Consider the following 17078-nt stretch of genomic DNA (forward strand, 5'->3'; position numbering starts at 1 on the left):
CCTAGGAGCTTTCCCTGCTCCGGCGGCCAAGATTTTCGTCCAGTAGATCAACCGGCTTGACGTTGAGCGCCTTGGCAATCCGCTCGACGAAGTCCAGCGACGACGCAACCACGCCCCTTTCGACCTTACTCAAGTACGGCTGCTCGGTTTTGATCCTCAAAGCGAGCTCTTCTTGAGTAATACCCAGGCGCGTGCGTTCCAGCTTCACGTTGACGCCGAAAAGCTTGTTTAAAGTCGAAGGCTTGCGCTTCTTCTGCATGGCCCAAGCCTCTATACATTTTGAGACCTAGTCCAAGCACGTTCGCACCTTTTTTAGATAGCATCGTATATATTTCAACCAATCGCTCTCGGTTGGTTAACGCATAGGAGGTAGCTACATCCATGAGTCCCATCCGCTTCAAAGCCTTTTCCCACCTCACCCTGGGCGCCGCCCTCTTCGTCGCACTCACCACTTCCGGCTGCGCCGTCATGGACGCCATCGAGTCCCAGAACGCCAAGTGGCTCCAGCAGGACATGGCGGCCTTCCCGGACCAGCCGCTGATGTCGACCTTCGTCGCCGCGGACGGAACGGCGGCGCCGGGCTATGTCTGCGCTCCCTGCCGCTTCTACTTCAAGGAGGCGGCGGACCCGCTGCACTTCCTGACGGTGGATCGTGAAGGTCCGCGGGTGCACGACACCGCGGCCCTGGTGGCCCAGAACGCGGCCTCGCCGATCGAGCGCAGTGACGCCGGCCTGCTGTTCATCAACAACGCCCGGGCCCGTGGCAATACGGTCGCGGTCTATGGCGCGCCGGTGAACCAGAAGATCCTGGCCCTGTCGGGCGCCAAGGCTCCCGGCCTGGATGGGGCCTGGTATGCCACCAATGCTTCCAGCTGCCTGGTCGAGGTCGATCGGTCGGGGGCGTTCGTGTCGATCCTGGGGGTGGGCTACCAGCTCTCCTACGGGGTAATCCGTACCAACGTCGAGACCTCCCGCGACGTGTTTACCCGCCAGCGCCTGTTCCTGCTGCCGCAGCCCACGGCCCGCTTCATCCAGGAGCGCCTGGGCAGCGAGTTCCGCGAGAACTACCGCATCCGCTAACCCTCCCCCCGAGCGGTTCTTTCCTTTTCTTTGCCCTTCACAGGAGAGGTGCGCTCGGAATTCGGGCCGCCGATCCCGAGGGGCTCGGAGTCGCCGGCGCAGATGCCCCGTCTTGGGGTGTGAGCGTCCTGCGGCCTTCCGGCGGATGGGTTTTCGTCATCGGCGTCGCCTCACCCCTGTCTGTGCGGGTGGGAGTTCGATCGCCCGGCGAGCCGGTCCGCCATCCCGTAACCGAATCGTGGAGGTGTTATGACCTTGAACTTGAATCTGTACTCCCTGGCCCGCGGCGGCTTTGCAGCCGTTCTGGCGTTGTCCCTGGCGGCCTGTGGCGGTGGCTCTGAATCCGATGGGCCGTCCTCGGCGGTGGCCGATGCGGAGGCGGCCCGGATCGGGACGCTGTATCGCTATACCCAGACGCTGGGGTCGGTGATGCTGACTGGGCTGACGGAGGTGGGGGTGGGCAGTCGCCGTGCCGGGACGCGCAGCTGCACGTCCGGTGGATCGGTGACCTATACGGACACGACGCCGAATCCGGCCGGTGATCCGCAGTCCACGATCAGCTTCTCGGGCTGCCAGGAGGCGATCGGAACGATCCAGGGATCGATGCAGGTGAAGCACCTGCTGGTTCGCCTCAATGAGGAGGGGGCCGGCACCTTCAATGTGGCCTGGAGCGCCAACCTCACGGTGGACGGCTACGCGATGAGCTTCGAGAGTGTGTCGGGCACGGTGACCCGGTCGGCCACGGGCTCGGTGCAGATCGAGACCTATGGAGCGAAGGACAACGCCCTGCAGCTGACGGCGCCGGATGAGCGCAGCGTGCAGTTCAGCGATGCACGAATCGCGGTTTCCCATGATCCGGCCACGGGGGTGGCCAACTTCGGGGGCTCGGATGTGCAGATGCGCTCGGTTTCCACGGCGGACCTGAATGCGCTGCTGCGGACGGCGAGCCTGTCGGCACCTGCCACTGCCAGCACCTCCGGGGTGGTCAGCATCGGGCTGCCGCAGTCCGGGTCGCTGAGCTATCGGCGCAGTTTCGATGAGACCGGGACGGACCTGGTGGGTGCCGGCACGACGTCCGGTGGGCTGCTCAACCTGACCATCGATTCCCTGCCGGCGAAGTATGGCTTTCCGGGGTCGGCGGGCCAGTATGTCTGGAGCAGCCTGCTGGCTAATCCGGGCTTCTCGCTGCCGAGCGCGGCGCCTTGAAGGGGGAATCCATGGAACTGCTACGCGGGCCTGCCGCACAGGTGATGGCGGCCAATCGGGTGACGGGGTCGGGATCGGGGTCGTCGATGTCGGTCTCGACGGAGTTCATCACGACGTTTGCGATCGGTGATCGCCAGGTGCGGATCAAGGGCGATGTGCCGCCGGTCGTGAATGCGGGGGACGAGATGGTGGTGGCCGGTGAGCAGGACCGCTCGGGGGTGGTTGATGCGATTTGCTACGTCAATGTCACCCGGGGGACGGGGGTGGCTGAGGAGGGGCCGTGGCTCTGGAGGCTGGGGGCGATCGTCTTTTTGATCTTTGCCGGGCTGATGACGCTGCTGATGGTGCTCTTCTTGGGGCTGAGCCTGCTGACGGGGAGGATGGGCTCGGACGATGCGGTGTTGATCTGCCTCTTCGCGGGTTGCGCCTTGCCGCCCTACTTTGCTGGCCGGTGGATGATGCGGCGGGGGCAGCGGGTGTCGCGGGCGCTCAAGTTGATTCGGGAGGCGTCGGTACAGGCCAGTGCAGGTCGGAAGAGTCGGTAGCCCGATAGGCAGAAACCCCAGAAGGAGGCCCAGTCCGTGGGCCTCCTTCTGGGTTGAACCTGCTCGAAGCGCAATCCGCTAAGCGCCCTCGTCGAATAAGGACGAGACGTGGAACGGCTTATCGGTTTGTGCGTCGATCAGCCGATACGAGTAGGTGCGGATGCCGCTTACGGGGTCTTCGGAGGCGATGGGGCGGAAGGCGGGCAGGAAAGTCCGGATGCCGTCCAAGAGGCCGGAGGCGCAGGCCTCGCACAGGTCGGAACGCTGCAACTGGTGGCCTTCGTCGATGTCGATGGAAATGAAGCGGCCGATCTCGGCGCCGATCGAGGTGGCGGGGCGTCCGCCTGAGCTTTCGGGATCTTGGAAGCGGACGCTATGGCCGCAGTGGTCGCAGCGTTTGCCCACGAGGCGTGCGTGGGTGTCGGTACAGCAGGCAATCTTCATGGTGTTCTCCAAATGCATTTAGACCGCCGACATGGCAGCCAATGGATAAGGAGAACCGGGTCAATCGCTGTGGTGCTGAAATACTACATGAAACATTCGCAAGCCGATTCATTCAGCTTAAAAATGGTCAGTACGTATTCTTTTGCAATATGTCGTCGGCAACTCCAACGAACTCATTGCACATCGAGGCCTTATTGCTCGCATCGGAGCTTGAGAGCGTCAAGCCGACTCGCACGCCTTCAGCATACTCATCAGACACCTGGATTATGCGCTTGCCAACGCGGAAAAAATCGGAGCTATCAACAGAATTGCGTAGGTTGTTCATCCATGAGTCTGTGGAAACTTGAAATACTGCTTTTGACAGCCCTATGTTACCGCAGTACCTCAATCCGCCAACTACAATTAGCTCTCTCGAGCTATTCTTAATTTGGTACGGCCAGCATTTCGTAGACACCCAAGTTGCCATAATTGATGGCAAAGACCGAGGTGTTTATGAGCAGCAATCGGCAGTACACGGATGAGTTCAAGAGCGAAGCGGTAAAGCAGGTGATCGAGCGTGGTTTCACGGTGGTGGACGTGGCCGCGCGGATCGGGGTGCCCAAGCACACGCTGTACGGCTGGGTACAGAGCGCCCGTAAGGCCGCCCGCTCCAGCCCGGCGGCGCTGCCGGCTGGCGATTCGGCCGAGGTGCGCCGGCTCAAGGCCGAGCTCAAGCGGGTCACCGAAGAGCGCGACATTCTAAAAAAAGCCGCCGCGTACTTTGCCAAGGGGTAAGGGCGAAGTACGCATTCATGCGTGTGCATGTCCGGGAGTTTCGTCTCTGCGCGATGTGCCGGGTGCTGGGCGTGCACCGCAGTGGCTATTACGCCTGGCTGCGGACGCCGTCCAGCTTGCGTGCTCGGGAGGATCAGCGCCTGCTGGGTTTGATTAAGCATCACTGGCTGGCCAGTGGCGGGGTCTACGGCTACCGCAAGGTCACGCTCGACCTGCGCGAAGCCGGCGAAACCTGCAGCCGGCATCGCGTGCGGCGTCTGATGAAGGCCGAGGGACTGCGCGCGCAGGTGGGCTATGGCAGCAAGCCACGCTATCGCGGCGGCCCGGTCGGCGTGGTCGGCAACGTCCTCAACCGCGCGTTCGCGCCCCAGGCGCCGAACGCAGTCTGGGCTACGGACATCACCTACATCCGTACCTACGAGGGCTGGTTGTTCCTGTCAGCGGTGATGGACCTTTACTCCCGGCAGATCGTCGGCTGGGCCACCAGCCCGACCATGACCAGCGACCTGGTGCTGCAAGCCCTGGTGGCGGCGGTCTGGCGACGCAAGCCGAGGCCTGGGGTGCTGGTCCATTCCGACCAGGGTTGCCAGTTCACCAGCAGCGACTGGCAATCGTTCCTGAAGGCGCACCGCATGCAGCCGAGCATGAGTCGTCGCGGAAACTGTCACGACAACGCCGTGGCCGAGAGCTTCTTCAGTGCCTTGAAGAAGGAGCGGATCAAGCGGCGGATCTATCCGACACGGGCCGCAGCGACGTCAGACCTGTTCGACTACATCGAGATGTTCTACAACCCGATCCGTCGGCATGGTTCCGCTGGCGGTGTATCACCGGTAGAGTTTGAAAAGCGCTACGCGCTAAGCAGCAACTGAGTGTCTAGGAAACTCTGGCCGTACCAATTATTTTAGTGGTCAAGTTAAAGTCATCATCCTCATCTGCGAAAGAGGTTGATGCAATTGCGAACAGCAACATGAAAAAGACGAATCGCACGATTTTCCTTGTAAGATCGAGCAGTCAATAAGACGACTTTGCGGCAGCATATACACTTCCGCAAATCAGATATCGGCGATAGGCCTTCCAGTCACAGGCACTGTGACTAGCCTCACCCAGGTCGCCCGTTCACCGAGCCGCCGCCTTCGCCATCGAAGCACCTGAAAACAGCAAGCTGACCACCAGTCCAGCACCAACGGCGACATTCAGGCCAGGCACCATCATGGCCAGCGTGAGAAAGCCGATTTTTCCGATCTTTATACCCGTCACACGTGCCGCCATCCACCTGAAGCGCTCGATGCTAATTTCGTCGCGCTGGTGGCGCTGCCAAAGCTCCCACACCACTAGCGCGATGGACGCAGTGGTGAGTGCGGGAAAATAGCCCCACAGGTCGCTCTTGTCACCTGCGTTCAACAACCGATCCACCACGTCTTCCGTGCGAGCCGTCAGCTCCGCGTTGCTTAATCCCGAATCCGGGAGGCCTAAGCGGTCGGCCAACTCACTCGTGACAGCGATCTCGCCGTCCGGATGCTCATCAAGCCAATCCTGCACATAGCCCGCGTTGTCGGTTGCCTTAAGTTGGATTGCCCAGCTCTGGTCGGAAGTAGGATCGAAGAAGCGAACATCATTACCAGGATGGTTGGTTGCCTCGAACAGGCTTGCGTAGACTGAATCGCCGTCGTCGTTCTCCAGCCGAACGAATTCCATCTCGTGCAGAACGCCCTTGGTGTTGCTGACGACGCCATCGATTTGGCTCTCGTCCATGTCCGATAGCCAATCACCCAAAGCACCTAGGCTGTCGCCGGCTTGGGGGTGAGCGCGCTGCATGGCAGCGACTGTTGCCAACTCAGAATCGCTAAACTGCGGATCACGCTCAAAAGCCAGCTTGGTTGCGACCACCAAAATGGCGGCTTCGTCGAAGTTACGACGGATGTAAAGAAGGGACGGTCGACTAACCATCGGTGTGACGGCGGATGTCACTTTCTCGCTGTTTCCCGTCTGCCTCACCCTTGCGTTTCGCACTTTTCCAGGCCTGTTTGATTTCGCTCGCACTCAAGGTTCGGCCTTGCGATTTTGCGACGAAATAGCGGTCCATTACCGAGCCGATTGCATAGGTCAAACCGAACACCACCGGAATCGTGGCCACGCCACCAAAAATGGGGAACAATACCTTCGCCGCGGCAATGCCAAGTTGCTGCGCCAGCAGGCCCATTCCGACGACACCCATTAGCTGTTTGAGGACGTCGGTGGCCTCCTGCTCCGAAAGACGGATGCCGCGAATGGCGGCCAGGCGCGTTCCCATGTATGCCTGCAATGGCGTAAGGATAAAAATATCCGCGAATGGAATTGGCTGCACGGCTACTCCTGCGCAAGCCGTAGAAAAAATCACGACGATGCGGTCCGCCTTCTGGTCATCCGTCATGTCAGTGCGCTTCTCGATCTCAAGCACTTCGCGCTCAAGCTTGGCGCGCGCCTTCGAAAGCAAGTCGTTCCCCATCCCCCCCCCCCCCAGTTTGACGTTATGTTCCGCAACGGCAGCGGCGATTCACTGAAGCCTATTTCACAATTATCAGGATCCGAGCACCGAAGCACTAACCAGTACAGCTTACTCGCTTAGGCACTGCTTCCCGAACGCGCTTGAGATGGAAGGCACGTGGATATGCTAGACATTGGCAACATCTCAGGGGGACGCCAGATAAGCAACACGTGGCGCTTCGCGGACGCGCATGTCCTTTATTCGCAGATGGGCTGGACGCATCGATTCCAGATGTGAGTAGTCATGTAGCCGACGGATCTACTCCCCCATATCTCTGCTAAAAGCGAGCCTGAATCTGCAAATCATAGATGAGCGGGCGGTGCCAATCTCACCTCGCCAGCAGTGTTCGTCACAACGCTAAGGGCCCGGCATACTGGGCCGGGCCCTTATATGAATTGCTTGTATTCGACTATCGAAGCCTTCGCATAGTAGAGGACACCAGCCTGCGCCCCGTGAGCGGGACATCGGCTTCCGTGGCCAAAACCAATGACCCGTCTTCTAGAATGTTCCAGGCGTACCCGCTGAAGCGAGGAATATCCGGCTTGGTCATCCTCAGGACTTTTTTGTCTTGGCGATACACGCCCGACATGGGCTGTCCACCTGCCTGCAAGTAGAACTCTCCCGGACCCAGCTGCCGCAGTTCCACTTCAAATGCCTGGCTATCCGTAGGCCGTAGCTCCCAGACCCCGGGGCTAATGCCGGTGCTGGCACAGGCCAACAGGGATGCCGCCAATGTGGCTGCTCCCAACCGGCGGACAAGCGCCATGGTCCTCACCAGTTCGCATCCTCTTTAGCAGCGGGAGCTTCGGCCGGAGCCGTAGCGGCGGGATGCGCCTTCTTCTGTGCCTTGGCGGGGGCCGCGGCAGCAGGCTCGTCATCTGAGGCGTCTTCCTCTCCCACCGATTCCATCGGCGTAGGGGCGCCCTGGGCGACCTTGCCCTGCAACTCCAGCGCGCCGGGCTGGAATGCCTTCTGCACATCCAAGCTGCTAGAAATAATCTGCCCGTAGGACAAGGTCGGAGTGACTTTAGTGATGGCAATCACGCAGCAGGGCTTCTCCACCCTGCCAAGCGACTGCCCCGTCTGTGGGTCTTTCATCTCTTGGCCACGGAGTACCACCGAGTAGTGGCTCCCCTCCGCTACAGCTGAGCCGCCCTGACTCAGCACCACGTCATTGCCCTGCACCGAGAGAACCGTGACCGGGAAAAGTTTAGCCAAAACCTTCGAAGAGGCATTGTTGCTCAATCCCTTCATTAGTGTCTCCACGACCGACGCAGAATCGATGGATGTACCTAACGTCGTGGGCGCGGTGGCCGGGAGAGCGATCTCCACCTGGTCAGCCATGGCGATCTGATTGGTGGTAACGTTGATTAGGCGAAACGACAGAGTCGCACCACCGGAATGGCTGACCAGCACACGGTCCGAGGTGCGGAGAGCACGCTCATGACGCTCGTAACCGAAACGATCCAACTGGGCCACCAGCACGTAGTCCGTAGCCAACTGCTGCCCAATTCGCGCAAAATCTTCTGATGCCACACGTCCGCTGGATATCTCGTCCAGCTCTGCGTTCACTTCGGCCGAAAATTCGCGGTCCAGAACCGCGAAGCGGTCCGTCTGGGTCAACGCTGTCGTCAGATCGGTTCGCAGGCGACGTGCGATCTCCTCAGAGGAAAACTCCCGGGTGTCCACCCGGTATGCTCCCTGGCGCGTTCGGAAAGGTGCGATCGCCAGCCGCAAGCGGTTCGCCGACTCCGGGCGAACGAATTTGGCGATGTTCGCCTCGATGGTTACCTTGTGGCTATCGCCGAGGATGGACTTTTCCTGCTTCAGGATCTTGAAGTTACTGACGACACCGCGAGTACGCGTGCTAACGAGGTTCTGGAATGCGGCAGTCCCGATCTCGATGTTCTCAGACCCGACGGCGATCGCCACACCGGCCTGGTAGTGCGTCGCGCTTGCGTCAATTGACTTACCGTTGACCTGCTCTACTGCCAACTGGATTGCCTGATCGACGGCCGCCTGCACACTGCGCCCCTCGCCGGTAGCTTGTATCGCGACCTGCTCCAGTTTTCCTGCGTCCGGCATCTCGCGGGCCATCGTCGCCGGGGCTTGCTCGACCGGGGCCTCGGGGGCCTCCTTCTTGCAAGCGGTCACAGCGAGGATTGCCGATAGGAAGGCCATCGGTAAGTATTTCGACATGATTGGATCTACCCTTCCGGAAAAGGAAGGGCGGCCGAGGCCGCCCTTCATCAGCTTACTTTAGAAGTTCAGTGCGGCAGTTGCGTCTGCCGGCACCGGAATCGAATTGCTCTGCGCGAAGGTAACGATCTTCTTGAAAGCATCGATGGCATTGCTGGTGTAACCAGGCGCTTCCTTCACCAGATACATGCCGGGAGCCAGCTTGGATGTGACCGAAGCCTTGTCCATCAGTGAAGCAGCCTGCACCTGCTGCTTGGCAGCATCTCCGAACGTCTTCAGTTCGGGAGGCAACTTGGAGGTAATGACCAGTCCCTTGGCGAACGGCACCAAGCTGGCGACATAGTGCTGCTTACCTTCCTCGCTCAAAGGCTGACCTGCAGCGATGCGCTTAGCAATCTCATCCGAAGCGGACTTCGAACTCTGCGTAGCCTTGCTCAGAGTCGACTGATCAGTTGCACCGCTTTTCAGGGCGGCGGCGTCAGCTTCCAGGGCGGCGGCCTGGTCCTTCAGGTCAAACGCGCGCAGCAGCGATGCCTGTGCCGTGCTGATCTCGATGGAGCCTGCCACGAAGGTCTTGATGACGGAATCCTGCATGCCCGATGCATCGCCCGCGGGCGCCGTCTGCGCTTCGGCGCTCGCACCCACTCCCGGTAGCTTCGGCAAGCCGATGGCAAACGCCGGGGCAGTGGCCAATGCTGCCATGATCGAGAGGGCTGCCACGATTTTATTGTTCTGCATTTTCTGTTCCTCTGGTTAAAAAGATTCTTACTGAACGCCCCGGGCGTTCATTTCATTCATCAGCTGCTGGGCGGCGCTGCCTGCAGCCGATTTCAGCGCATTGGTTCGCGCTACCCCTTCATTGGGCCCCAGGCCGGCGAACTGCACCGGCCCGACGGCGGAGGCCGTCTTGGGAAAGCGGCCACGCAGATCTAGAACCTTGCCCGACACCGTCACGTATACGCGAGTCAAGCCTGAAGCCGGATCAGTGTCTGCCATGCCCACGTCCAATGTTCCGTAGGCCAAGTAAGGAACCTCCGCCGCCTTTACGCCGCTCACAGCACTTCTAAGCGTAGCCGCCGAGAGGTCGTTGCCGGTGCTGTAGTCCTTGCGAATCGCGGCCACACTGAGTTGATTGTTCGAGGCTTGCTCTAGATATTCGGCTTCCACCACCTCATAGCCGGCGTTGGAAAAGGTTCCGGTCATTACGGAGTTGATGCCATCCGCATTAACGATGGACCACTCGACCACATCGGCTTTCTTGGTCACGCTCCCGCCGGTCGTGACGGAATCACTGCTGCTTGCTTCGAAATTTCCGCTGCTCTTAACCGATTCGCCGGTCTCGATGCTGGCGCTCCGGATTCTTTCGGACTCCACTGCACGGTTCTGCGAGGAACCCGACTGCTTCGCACTTGACTGTGTATCGACTCGCTTATAGACCTTGTCGTCAAATGCCTGGACCGAGCGCTGCTGTCGGGCAATGAAAACAAAGGTGAGGGCTGATTTATCAGCGTTGGCCGTGTTCGCCATCGCCGAACTGCCCTGCAGGGCGTTCTCAAGGCGGGGCTTATTGATATCCGCACGCACCGTCACCGTATAAACGCCGGCCTTGTCGTCCACCTCCTCCGACAAAATCGTCGCCCCCAGGATGTAGGAGTCGATGGACTCCAGCAGTCGACCTCGGATTAACTCGTAGTTCTTGGCTTTAGCCTGGTCCACCGTAGAGAAGTACCGATCCAGTGCATTAACCTGCGCCTTTTGCAGGGCCGCCTGCTTGGTGGCTCCGGTGAGAGGAGGAGTGAAATTCACCGTCGCCATACCCTTGGCCGAGGCATCCTGGGCGGATGCACTGAAGGAGAAGCCGAGCAGCAGTGCCGCCACCAGACAGCGCATTATTACTTGCATGATTGCAGCACCTTTCTGAGATCGCTCATCGAAGAAGTCAGGGATTTGTCGCTGGCATGCTTCTCAGCCCACTCAGCGGTCGGCGCGTCCAGCGCGCTCGTGAAGTTATTCATCAACTGCAGGATCGTCTCCTGGAACGCGGCCCAGTCGTCCACATTTTCCTGTGACTTTGGTACACCCTTGCTGGCACCCTGCTTGATCGGCGCATCGAAGTAGCGCTTTCCCGACAGTGGCTCCGACACCTTTATTTTTACCTGGGCCCCATAGATGACGCTCATACCTGCCGCGCTCTGTGGCCCATCGATCCGCCGAAGCTTGGCCAAATCCAGGTCGATGGTGTAGTCGGGCTCTGGGATTTTCAGGTCAAACACAGACCCATCCTCGAAGCGGGCCGCCATACGATTGGAGATCGCGTACCCAGCGGTGTACGGCAGCACTGGAATTTTCTGGTTCACGGAAAGGTAGGAGCTGAACTGCTGTGCCAGCATGTTTCGAAAATTCTGCTCGTCGTCAGCATACTGAGGGGGCAGAACCGCTTGAGCCTCGCTCCCGATGTTGACGCTGGAGACCTGGATTCGACGTGAGACATTCGTATTCAGCGATATCGTTTCCAGCCGCTTCGAAAATTCATCTAGAAGGTTGACTCCAACGTTCCCCAGGTAGAGGTCGGAGACCAGTTTCGCCAAGTAAGCGTCATCGGGTCGTTCACGGACCACGTCAATGTACTGGACGATGATCGGGTAACTCGCGATGACTGCCTTCTCCTTGAAGTCGAAGAAAAGCGCCTGCGCGGACAGCTCCACAACGATCTTATGGATGCCACCAATCTTCTCTACACTGACTGTCTCGCGATCCAGCGCCAATGCCAACGCAATCGCGGTAGTCGCATCCGGACCGAGTTTACCGAGGCCCTCGAACTCAATCGTTAGAATCGGGTTTCTGACAGCTTTCACACGCGGCAGAACGGCCACATCCAATCGCGATGGACCACCTTGCTCAGACTTCGTTAGCTGCGTTGTGTATGGGAAGTTCTTCTCGATCGACTTGAAGTCGCCTAGGTAGGCGAAGCCGCTGTAGTACGCGGTAGCGGCCATGGCTATCGCGGGGTTAAGCGACAAGGCGCCCATGATGCACATGGACACCAGCCAAGATGGTTTTCTCACGTCAACTCCCCTGCCTCTAAATGCTCCAATCCGAGCCAATAGCGAAGTAATGGCTGACAGAAATGAAGCAAGGTTTTCTTCGTAAACTTCTGTGGACGATTGTCAGCTCGCCTTCGATCAATATTGTCGCGGCACGACCTAGCGTCGATGCTTGCTTGTGAATGTACAACGCGACAAGCGTCATATCTAGATGTTCTGCCTTCATTAGGCAACCCCTTATTGGGGGTTGACCCTTCGAGATCGCCTCCTTTGGCTCAAAGCGGCATGCCCCTCACCGAAAATTCCTGCGAGCCACGAACAACCTGATTCATCTGTCATGTTTCGAGGCAGTCCGCCTTCCATTAATGATGTAGCCCCGGCCAATCTCCAAGACCTGAGGTCACTGAAATTCCCATAGCTAAGGAGCACCACTTTTATCGACCGGATCGAACGTAGCTGCCGAAAGACATGCGACATGCTTCCATAGGCTCCTGGAATCGACGGGTTGCTATCAATCACCGTCTGCACGGACGGTCCCACTGCACTCGGGTTGACGTCCGTGATCAGCATCAGGCTTTAGGCTCTACACCGATCGGACTGTCCGTGGAAGAAAGCGCAGCTCGGCCTAACCCGCCCAACATGACATATGAATCAGGTTGGCAATCGACATGCGCCCCCCCCTGGACGCGCAGCGTATATTCCCGCGTAATGCCTAGGTGAAGCTGCGGCATTATTTAATGTCGACAATAACAGGGGAGGAAGGATGAGCGTGTTCGAGGTCTGGGCGGCAGGTCGCCCGCTAAGCGGTTTCACTGATGACATGCTCCAATCCAATGTCCGCGCACTATTTCCCAAGGGCAGCCAGGAACAGATCGCGCGCTTCACAAGCGGCGCTCGATTTATCGTGACGCGCGTACCCGATGAAGAGACTGCAAAGCGTGTGGTGGAGGCGCTGACGAAGGCAGGCGTCCCGGCAGAGTATCGTCACCCTGCTCCACCTCCTAGCCAAGCGTTGGCTGGCGTTGAATTGGTGGATGAACCGCCTCCCGCCAATCACCAGTCACCTCCTCCCATCCGATCAAGAACTCAGACGCATGGTCCCAACGCCCCTAAGCAGCCTCAGCCTAGCGATCAAGATGCGCACCGACCAAGCGTGCCTCCTGAACGAGTGGGAAGCTACGTCAAGCGCGTTCTCATGCCAGACGAGCGTGTGGAATACGTTGCGAGGGTTAGCCTATGGCCCTACGCTCTTGTCATTTTCTTTGGAGTATTTCTGACATTCGCCTGGGGCGTTGGGTTGCTCATACTGCTCGGGGTTTACATTACTTACATCTCAACTGAACTTGCGGTAACGAATAAGCGGGTAATCGCGAAGTTTGGCTTCATTCGGCGAAATACCGTAGAGATGAAAATAGGTCGCGTCGAAAGCGTCCAAGTCAATCAAGGTATTTTTGGACGTGTTTTTAACTACGGCTCGATTGTTCTAGCAGGCGCTGGAACTCCTCAGGCTCCAATTCCTAACGTCTCAGATCCATTGGAATTTCGCCGTGCCTTCAATGATTCTCAGGAATCTGCAGCAAACGCCCGCTGACTCATTGTTCTAAGTAAGCACCAAGATAAGCCAGGCCTCTCAGTCACACACGTTGTGACGGACCCCAGCCAAATGAATCCACATTGGAGGGTCCACCATGAAGCTGCGATTCAACCAGGTCTTATCGGCATCCTTGGCCCTGCCGCTGTCCGTGGCAACTCTGGCATTCGCAAGCAATGCAGATCGCGAGTACACGTCTGGCGATCTGACCATCGTCGAAAGGACGGTGAACGGAGCCTATGCAGGAATCGATGAAGACGTAACGCTCGTACTGGTTCGCGCGGATGGCGACCGGCTCCTGTAAGAGACCTCCCCGGCAGAACGCGATCGCCTTGGCCTTCAATGACAAGGCATGCCAGAAGGTCGGGCGCCCCCCCCATGGATCGGTCTATCTGACTGGCGACAAAACGGTCCCGATGGCTTGCAAGGCGGCTCCTTGAAGCACTCTTGCCATCCCAAGCTGCTGGGGAGATGCGCCAGTTCTAGATTCCCGCCTTCCAGACGTCAGGATCCGGGGTGGGCTCGCTCAAGACCTGAATTCCCGCCCGGGTCGATAGGAAACTCGATGATGATTACGGATCGCGTATGGCACCCCTAACCCTTGCAGAGCGACGGGCAGCAGCGGAACGCATCATTCGAGCCTCGCCCTGGGTGTCGCTGGCCGCACTGGTTGTTGTGATTGCCACGATCTTCGCAAACAAGCTCTTCCCCCTGGCTCTTATAGCATCCCCGCCATTGGGCCTCGGACTCTATGCAGCAGGCATCTGGTCGTGGAAAACCGGCAAGGCTTGGCTACCTCTTGTAGCGACGGCACCCTTCCCTATCCTCGGCGGTCAGTCAGCCATGGCCGGAGGTTTTTTTGGGGTGTTCCACAAAGCTTGGCGCTGGCCATTCTCTTCGCCATGGTGCTGTTTTGGGTATCAGGACCGGCAGTTCTGGCATGGTTACATGCCGCAGACGAGCAGTGATGGCTGTCCAGCCTGCGTCCGCAGGTGGAAAACTCGCAGGGGGATAGGCGTGATTCGTTTTCAAGCGCGATGCGCAGGATCGGGGGCATGGATGCTGCTGGCGGCGATTGTTGTCTACAGCGGCCTGAGTACAGCCCAAGCGGCTGATGCCGCGCGGCCGCCATCAGTCGCCGCCAAGGCAGATACGGCCTCGCCGCTGCTGCCTTCACCTGATGGAAACGCCATTCGCAAGCTCCTCGCGCTTCATCAGCATGAAGAGCTTGAGCATCTGCTCGATCAATACCGGATCGGGGCCCTGTGGAGCGTTTCAGAGGGAGAAGATTCTCTTATCGTGGCCTATCAGTCGTTCTTGCGGCACGACAGTGAGATGCTTGCGCGGCTTGATGCCTGGGTTGAAGCACGCCCAGAGTCATATCAGCCCTATGTCGCTCGGGCGTTCAGCCGCGTTGAGGCAGGATACGCCGCGCGGGGAAGCAAGCTCTCGAATGAAACAAAGCCCGAGCAGTTCGAACTGATGGGCCGATACATGAAGCTCGCCGAAGATGATGCCCGGAGGGCGATCGCACTGCAGCCTCAGAACGTTGCCCCGTATCGAGTGCTGGTCCTGGCGGCCGGCGCGTCAGGAGCATCGGGCATGCTGGAGGCCGCACCCGAGGCCCTGGAGCTATTCCCCGATAGCTACAACCTACATGCCAACATCATCTTCCGGCTTCAGCCCAAATGGGGCGGCAGCTTCGACGCCATGACCCGTTTCGCCAAGCTGGCACAGCAGCATGCCAGCAAGAATCCCAAGCTTAAGACGCTGCTCGGCTACCCGGACTGGGCACGAGGAGAGGCTGCGCGACTGGCCGGCCGCCAAGAGGAAGCCCTGGACCATTACAACAAGGCACTTAGTTGGGGCTCCGAGCCGGATTTCCTGAAGGGGAGGAACCGGACTGCACGTCATCTGAAGCAATTCAAGCTGGCATTCGACGATGCACGCCGGTATCACCAGCTTAGGCCATGGCAGGAAGGAGACAGCGCCAGTGACGATCTCACAAAGGCGACCACTAACGATGCCTGGAAACATACCGGAAATGCCTATAGAGCCGGCAACCTGGAGGAGGCCATTGCGGGCTACACCCTTCTTCTGGAGCAGAATCCAGCTGACGCCACCGCCTTGACCTGGCGAGGAACCTCATTGTGCCGGCAGGGAAACTTCAACCCTGCGCTGACAGATCTCAAAGCAGCGACCGGCCTAGCCCCCAAGTCGCAAGAGGCCAACGGCAATCTCATTGCTTGCCTGGCTTACCAGTCTCGATTTAAGGAAGCCATCGCCGTCCAGGAGGCGTATCTAAAGGAAGTCCCAGATGACGCGGCTTCATTATTCATGCTGGGGCGCCTGCAGGCCCAAGCGGAGGTCAGCAACAACGGCGCAGATGCAATGCGAAAGGCCTGTGATCTGCATCATGCAGATGCCTGTACATTCATGCGATCTCAAGGCCTTCGATGACGAACCCGGACACCATGCGCGCGATCAGCACATAGTCGATTGAACGCAACAAGGGACGCATACGAAGATATCGGCGAGGGAGAAGGAAGCCATGGAGAGTCCACGCGATGTGTACCTTGCGAGCTGCCAGGAGATTTCAAGAAGATTCGAAGGCGCTGGGTTTCGTTATGCCAAAAGCGGGCCTCGCTTCTCTCGTGGTGACGTCGACTTCAAGTACACCGTTTCCTTTCAATCGTCGGTGTACAACATCGCAGGGCAGCACGTGCGGCTGTGGATGTACGCGGGGGTCGGTTCAAAGGCCTTGATGGCACTCAGGAAGGCTCACCTCCCTGAAAAAATGGTTACCGATTACGCAGCTGGCGGTATGGCTCAGAATCTACTCGGCAGGTCGAGGCCGGTCGTAGAGTGGGACTTGGCCGACCCGAGTACACGCCACGCGAAGATTCTGGAGGTCGTAGCCTTCCTGAACGACAACATCATCCCGTACTTCGATATGTTCTTGAGGCCGGGAGATCTGGTCGACAGATTGATCGCAGAGGATGTCCCGGCAATGGATTTCCCGAGTTCTCTCGAATTTGCGCTCTGCTATCGAGGGGAAGACGCTGCCAGGCTCGTGCTTGCAGGCTTTCAAGAAAGGCGCCGTGATTTGTTGCCAGAGATCGAGCGCATTGAGAATGAGGGGTTGAAGTCCCCGCATATCGGGCCATCCGGCTATGCGGAGCAGGTGGTTTATTACCGGCGCAGCTATAACCTCTAGCCAGACCAAGCGGGCCTATCGATACTCTTGCCCGCTCTGCAACGCACGTCAGGGGCGTCTAAAGCTTTCTACGCGCCCACCACATCAGCGCCTGCTCAACGGACTTCCCCTTGAAGAAAGTCGCCAACTTGATGGCATCATCCCATCCGTAATGCCCACGTGACATGGCGATCTCTACCCCCTCCTTGTTCAGCAAGGAGAAGTAGTATTGATCCTCCGGCCATCTCTGGCCCCTGACCTTATCAACGATGTGCGTCGCCGGGCTGATGAGTATCTGGACATCGTCAACTGGAACAGGGAGGCTGGCCTGGATCGCAGGATGTCCGTGCGGGCCGACGTTACCCCAAAATTGAGTAGCACCGTGGTTTAGAGTCCGACCCAAGACCCCAGGAGGTCGGACGTGAAGAAGCGGTATTCGGAAGAGCAGATCATCGGATTTCTGAAGGAAGCGGAT

The 17078-nt window shown here is 58.8% G+C and carries 17 protein-coding genes; 8 read left to right on the top strand and 9 right to left on the bottom strand.

The features are described 5' to 3' along the window. Position 1: 1 nt before the first annotated feature. Positions 2 to 259, bottom strand: coding sequence for a helix-turn-helix domain-containing protein (locus QT386_RS22375; protein ID WP_289275972.1), 258 nt, complete (start codon positions 257 to 259; stop codon positions 2 to 4). A gap of 122 nt (positions 260 to 381) precedes the next feature. On the opposite strand from QT386_RS22375, the gene QT386_RS22380 reads away from it, so the two are divergent. From QT386_RS22380 to QT386_RS22390, 3 genes are all read left to right on the top strand, one after another. Beyond that, a complete protein-coding gene (locus tag QT386_RS22380) occupies positions 382 to 1080 on the top strand; it encodes a hypothetical protein (protein ID WP_289275973.1) in 699 nt (232 codons plus the stop codon). A gap of 249 nt (positions 1081 to 1329) precedes the next feature. Then, a complete protein-coding gene (locus QT386_RS22385; RefSeq protein ID WP_289275974.1) occupies positions 1330 to 2286 on the top strand; it encodes a hypothetical protein in 957 nt (318 codons plus the stop codon). Between the two features lie 11 nt (positions 2287 to 2297). After that, positions 2298 to 2831, top strand: coding sequence for a hypothetical protein (locus QT386_RS22390; RefSeq protein ID WP_289275975.1), 534 nt, complete (start codon positions 2298 to 2300; stop codon positions 2829 to 2831). Between the two features lie 78 nt (positions 2832 to 2909). On the opposite strand, the gene QT386_RS22395 is transcribed toward QT386_RS22390, so the two are convergent. Then, positions 2910 to 3275, bottom strand: a complete 366-nt coding sequence (locus QT386_RS22395; protein ID WP_289275976.1) for a hypothetical protein — start codon at positions 3273 to 3275, stop codon at positions 2910 to 2912. A gap of 492 nt (positions 3276 to 3767) precedes the next feature. Between QT386_RS22395 and QT386_RS22400 the strand changes: the two genes are divergently transcribed. Beyond that, positions 3768 to 4918 (top strand): IS3 family transposase gene (locus QT386_RS22400; protein ID WP_289275977.1). Its coding sequence is split into 2 segments (ribosomal slippage): positions 3768 to 4014 and positions 4014 to 4918, totalling 1152 coding nucleotides; the frame shifts between segments, so codons are not numbered across the junction. Between the two features lie 247 nt (positions 4919 to 5165). Here QT386_RS22400 and QT386_RS22405 read toward each other — a convergent pair. From QT386_RS22405 to QT386_RS22430, 6 genes are all read right to left on the bottom strand, one after another. Continuing rightward, the gene (locus tag QT386_RS22405; protein WP_289275978.1) at positions 5166 to 6017 is read right to left on the bottom strand and encodes a hypothetical protein; all 852 of its coding nucleotides are present in this window, start codon (positions 6015 to 6017) and stop codon (positions 5166 to 5168) included. After that, positions 5989 to 6534, bottom strand: a complete 546-nt coding sequence (locus tag QT386_RS22410; protein WP_289275979.1) for a YcjF family protein — start codon at positions 6532 to 6534, stop codon at positions 5989 to 5991. The genes QT386_RS22405 and QT386_RS22410 overlap by 29 nt, the downstream gene beginning before the upstream one ends. 810 nt (positions 6535 to 7344) lie before the next feature. Beyond that, entirely contained in the window at positions 7345 to 8772 is a 1428-nt protein-coding gene (locus QT386_RS22415; RefSeq protein ID WP_289275980.1) for a CsgG/HfaB family protein, read from the bottom strand. Positions 8773 to 8832: 60 nt separating this feature from the next. Next, complete coding sequence (locus QT386_RS22420) at positions 8833 to 9510, bottom strand: hypothetical protein (protein WP_289275981.1); 678 nt, start codon at positions 9508 to 9510, stop codon at positions 8833 to 8835. Between the two features lie 27 nt (positions 9511 to 9537). After that, on the bottom strand, positions 9538 to 10650 hold the full coding sequence (locus QT386_RS22425; protein ID WP_289275982.1) for a hypothetical protein: 1113 nt from the start codon (positions 10648 to 10650) through the stop codon (positions 9538 to 9540). Positions 10651 to 10664: 14 nt separating this feature from the next. Further along, complete coding sequence (locus QT386_RS22430; protein ID WP_289275983.1) at positions 10665 to 11837, bottom strand: hypothetical protein; 1173 nt, start codon at positions 11835 to 11837, stop codon at positions 10665 to 10667. A 742-nt stretch (positions 11838 to 12579) separates the two neighbouring features. Between QT386_RS22430 and QT386_RS22435 the strand changes: the two genes are divergently transcribed. The 4 genes from QT386_RS22435 (at position 12580) to QT386_RS22450 (ending at position 16624) form a co-directional block, all read left to right on the top strand. Beyond that, a complete protein-coding gene (locus QT386_RS22435; protein ID WP_289275984.1) occupies positions 12580 to 13407 on the top strand; it encodes a PH domain-containing protein in 828 nt (275 codons plus the stop codon). A gap of 97 nt (positions 13408 to 13504) precedes the next feature. After that, the gene (locus QT386_RS22440) at positions 13505 to 13711 is read left to right on the top strand and encodes a hypothetical protein (protein ID WP_289275985.1); all 207 of its coding nucleotides are present in this window, start codon (positions 13505 to 13507) and stop codon (positions 13709 to 13711) included. A 281-nt stretch (positions 13712 to 13992) separates the two neighbouring features. After that, the gene (locus QT386_RS22445) at positions 13993 to 15867 is read left to right on the top strand and encodes a DUF4034 domain-containing protein (protein ID WP_289275986.1); all 1875 of its coding nucleotides are present in this window, start codon (positions 13993 to 13995) and stop codon (positions 15865 to 15867) included. A gap of 91 nt (positions 15868 to 15958) precedes the next feature. After that, positions 15959 to 16624, top strand: coding sequence for a hypothetical protein (locus QT386_RS22450; RefSeq protein WP_289275987.1), 666 nt, complete (start codon positions 15959 to 15961; stop codon positions 16622 to 16624). A 58-nt stretch (positions 16625 to 16682) separates the two neighbouring features. On the opposite strand, the gene QT386_RS22455 is transcribed toward QT386_RS22450, so the two are convergent. Further along, the coding region (locus QT386_RS22455) for a hypothetical protein (protein ID WP_289275988.1) at positions 16683 to 17078 on the bottom strand (396 nt) is incomplete at its 5' end.

Origin of the sequence: Solimonas sp. SE-A11 (genome assembly GCF_030345715.1) — a bacterium.
Lineage (GTDB): Bacteria > Pseudomonadota > Gammaproteobacteria > Nevskiales > Nevskiaceae > Solimonas_A.

What these genes read in the sequence shown, in the direction of transcription:
- QT386_RS22375 (WP_289275972.1), bottom strand. Translation starts at nt 259, where the DNA reads ATGCAGAAGAAGCGCAAGCCTTCGACTTTAAACAAGCTTTTCGGCGTC.
- QT386_RS22380 (WP_289275973.1), top strand. Translation starts at nt 382, where the DNA reads ATGAGTCCCATCCGCTTCAAAGCCTTTTCCCACCTCACCCTGGGCGCC.
- QT386_RS22385 (WP_289275974.1), top strand. Translation starts at nt 1,330, where the DNA reads ATGACCTTGAACTTGAATCTGTACTCCCTGGCCCGCGGCGGCTTTGCA.
- QT386_RS22390 (WP_289275975.1), top strand. Translation starts at nt 2,298, where the DNA reads ATGGAACTGCTACGCGGGCCTGCCGCACAGGTGATGGCGGCCAATCGG.
- QT386_RS22395 (WP_289275976.1), bottom strand. Translation starts at nt 3,275, where the DNA reads ATGAAGATTGCCTGCTGTACCGACACCCACGCACGCCTCGTGGGCAAA.
- QT386_RS22410 (WP_289275979.1), bottom strand. Translation starts at nt 6,534, where the DNA reads ATGGGGAACGACTTGCTTTCGAAGGCGCGCGCCAAGCTTGAGCGCGAA.
- QT386_RS22415 (WP_289275980.1), bottom strand. Translation starts at nt 8,772, where the DNA reads ATGTCGAAATACTTACCGATGGCCTTCCTATCGGCAATCCTCGCTGTG.
- QT386_RS22420 (WP_289275981.1), bottom strand. Translation starts at nt 9,510, where the DNA reads ATGCAGAACAATAAAATCGTGGCAGCCCTCTCGATCATGGCAGCATTG.
- QT386_RS22435 (WP_289275984.1), top strand. Translation starts at nt 12,580, where the DNA reads ATGAGCGTGTTCGAGGTCTGGGCGGCAGGTCGCCCGCTAAGCGGTTTC.
- QT386_RS22440 (WP_289275985.1), top strand. Translation starts at nt 13,505, where the DNA reads ATGAAGCTGCGATTCAACCAGGTCTTATCGGCATCCTTGGCCCTGCCG.
- QT386_RS22445 (WP_289275986.1), top strand. Translation starts at nt 13,993, where the DNA reads ATGGCACCCCTAACCCTTGCAGAGCGACGGGCAGCAGCGGAACGCATC.
- QT386_RS22450 (WP_289275987.1), top strand. Translation starts at nt 15,959, where the DNA reads ATGGAGAGTCCACGCGATGTGTACCTTGCGAGCTGCCAGGAGATTTCA.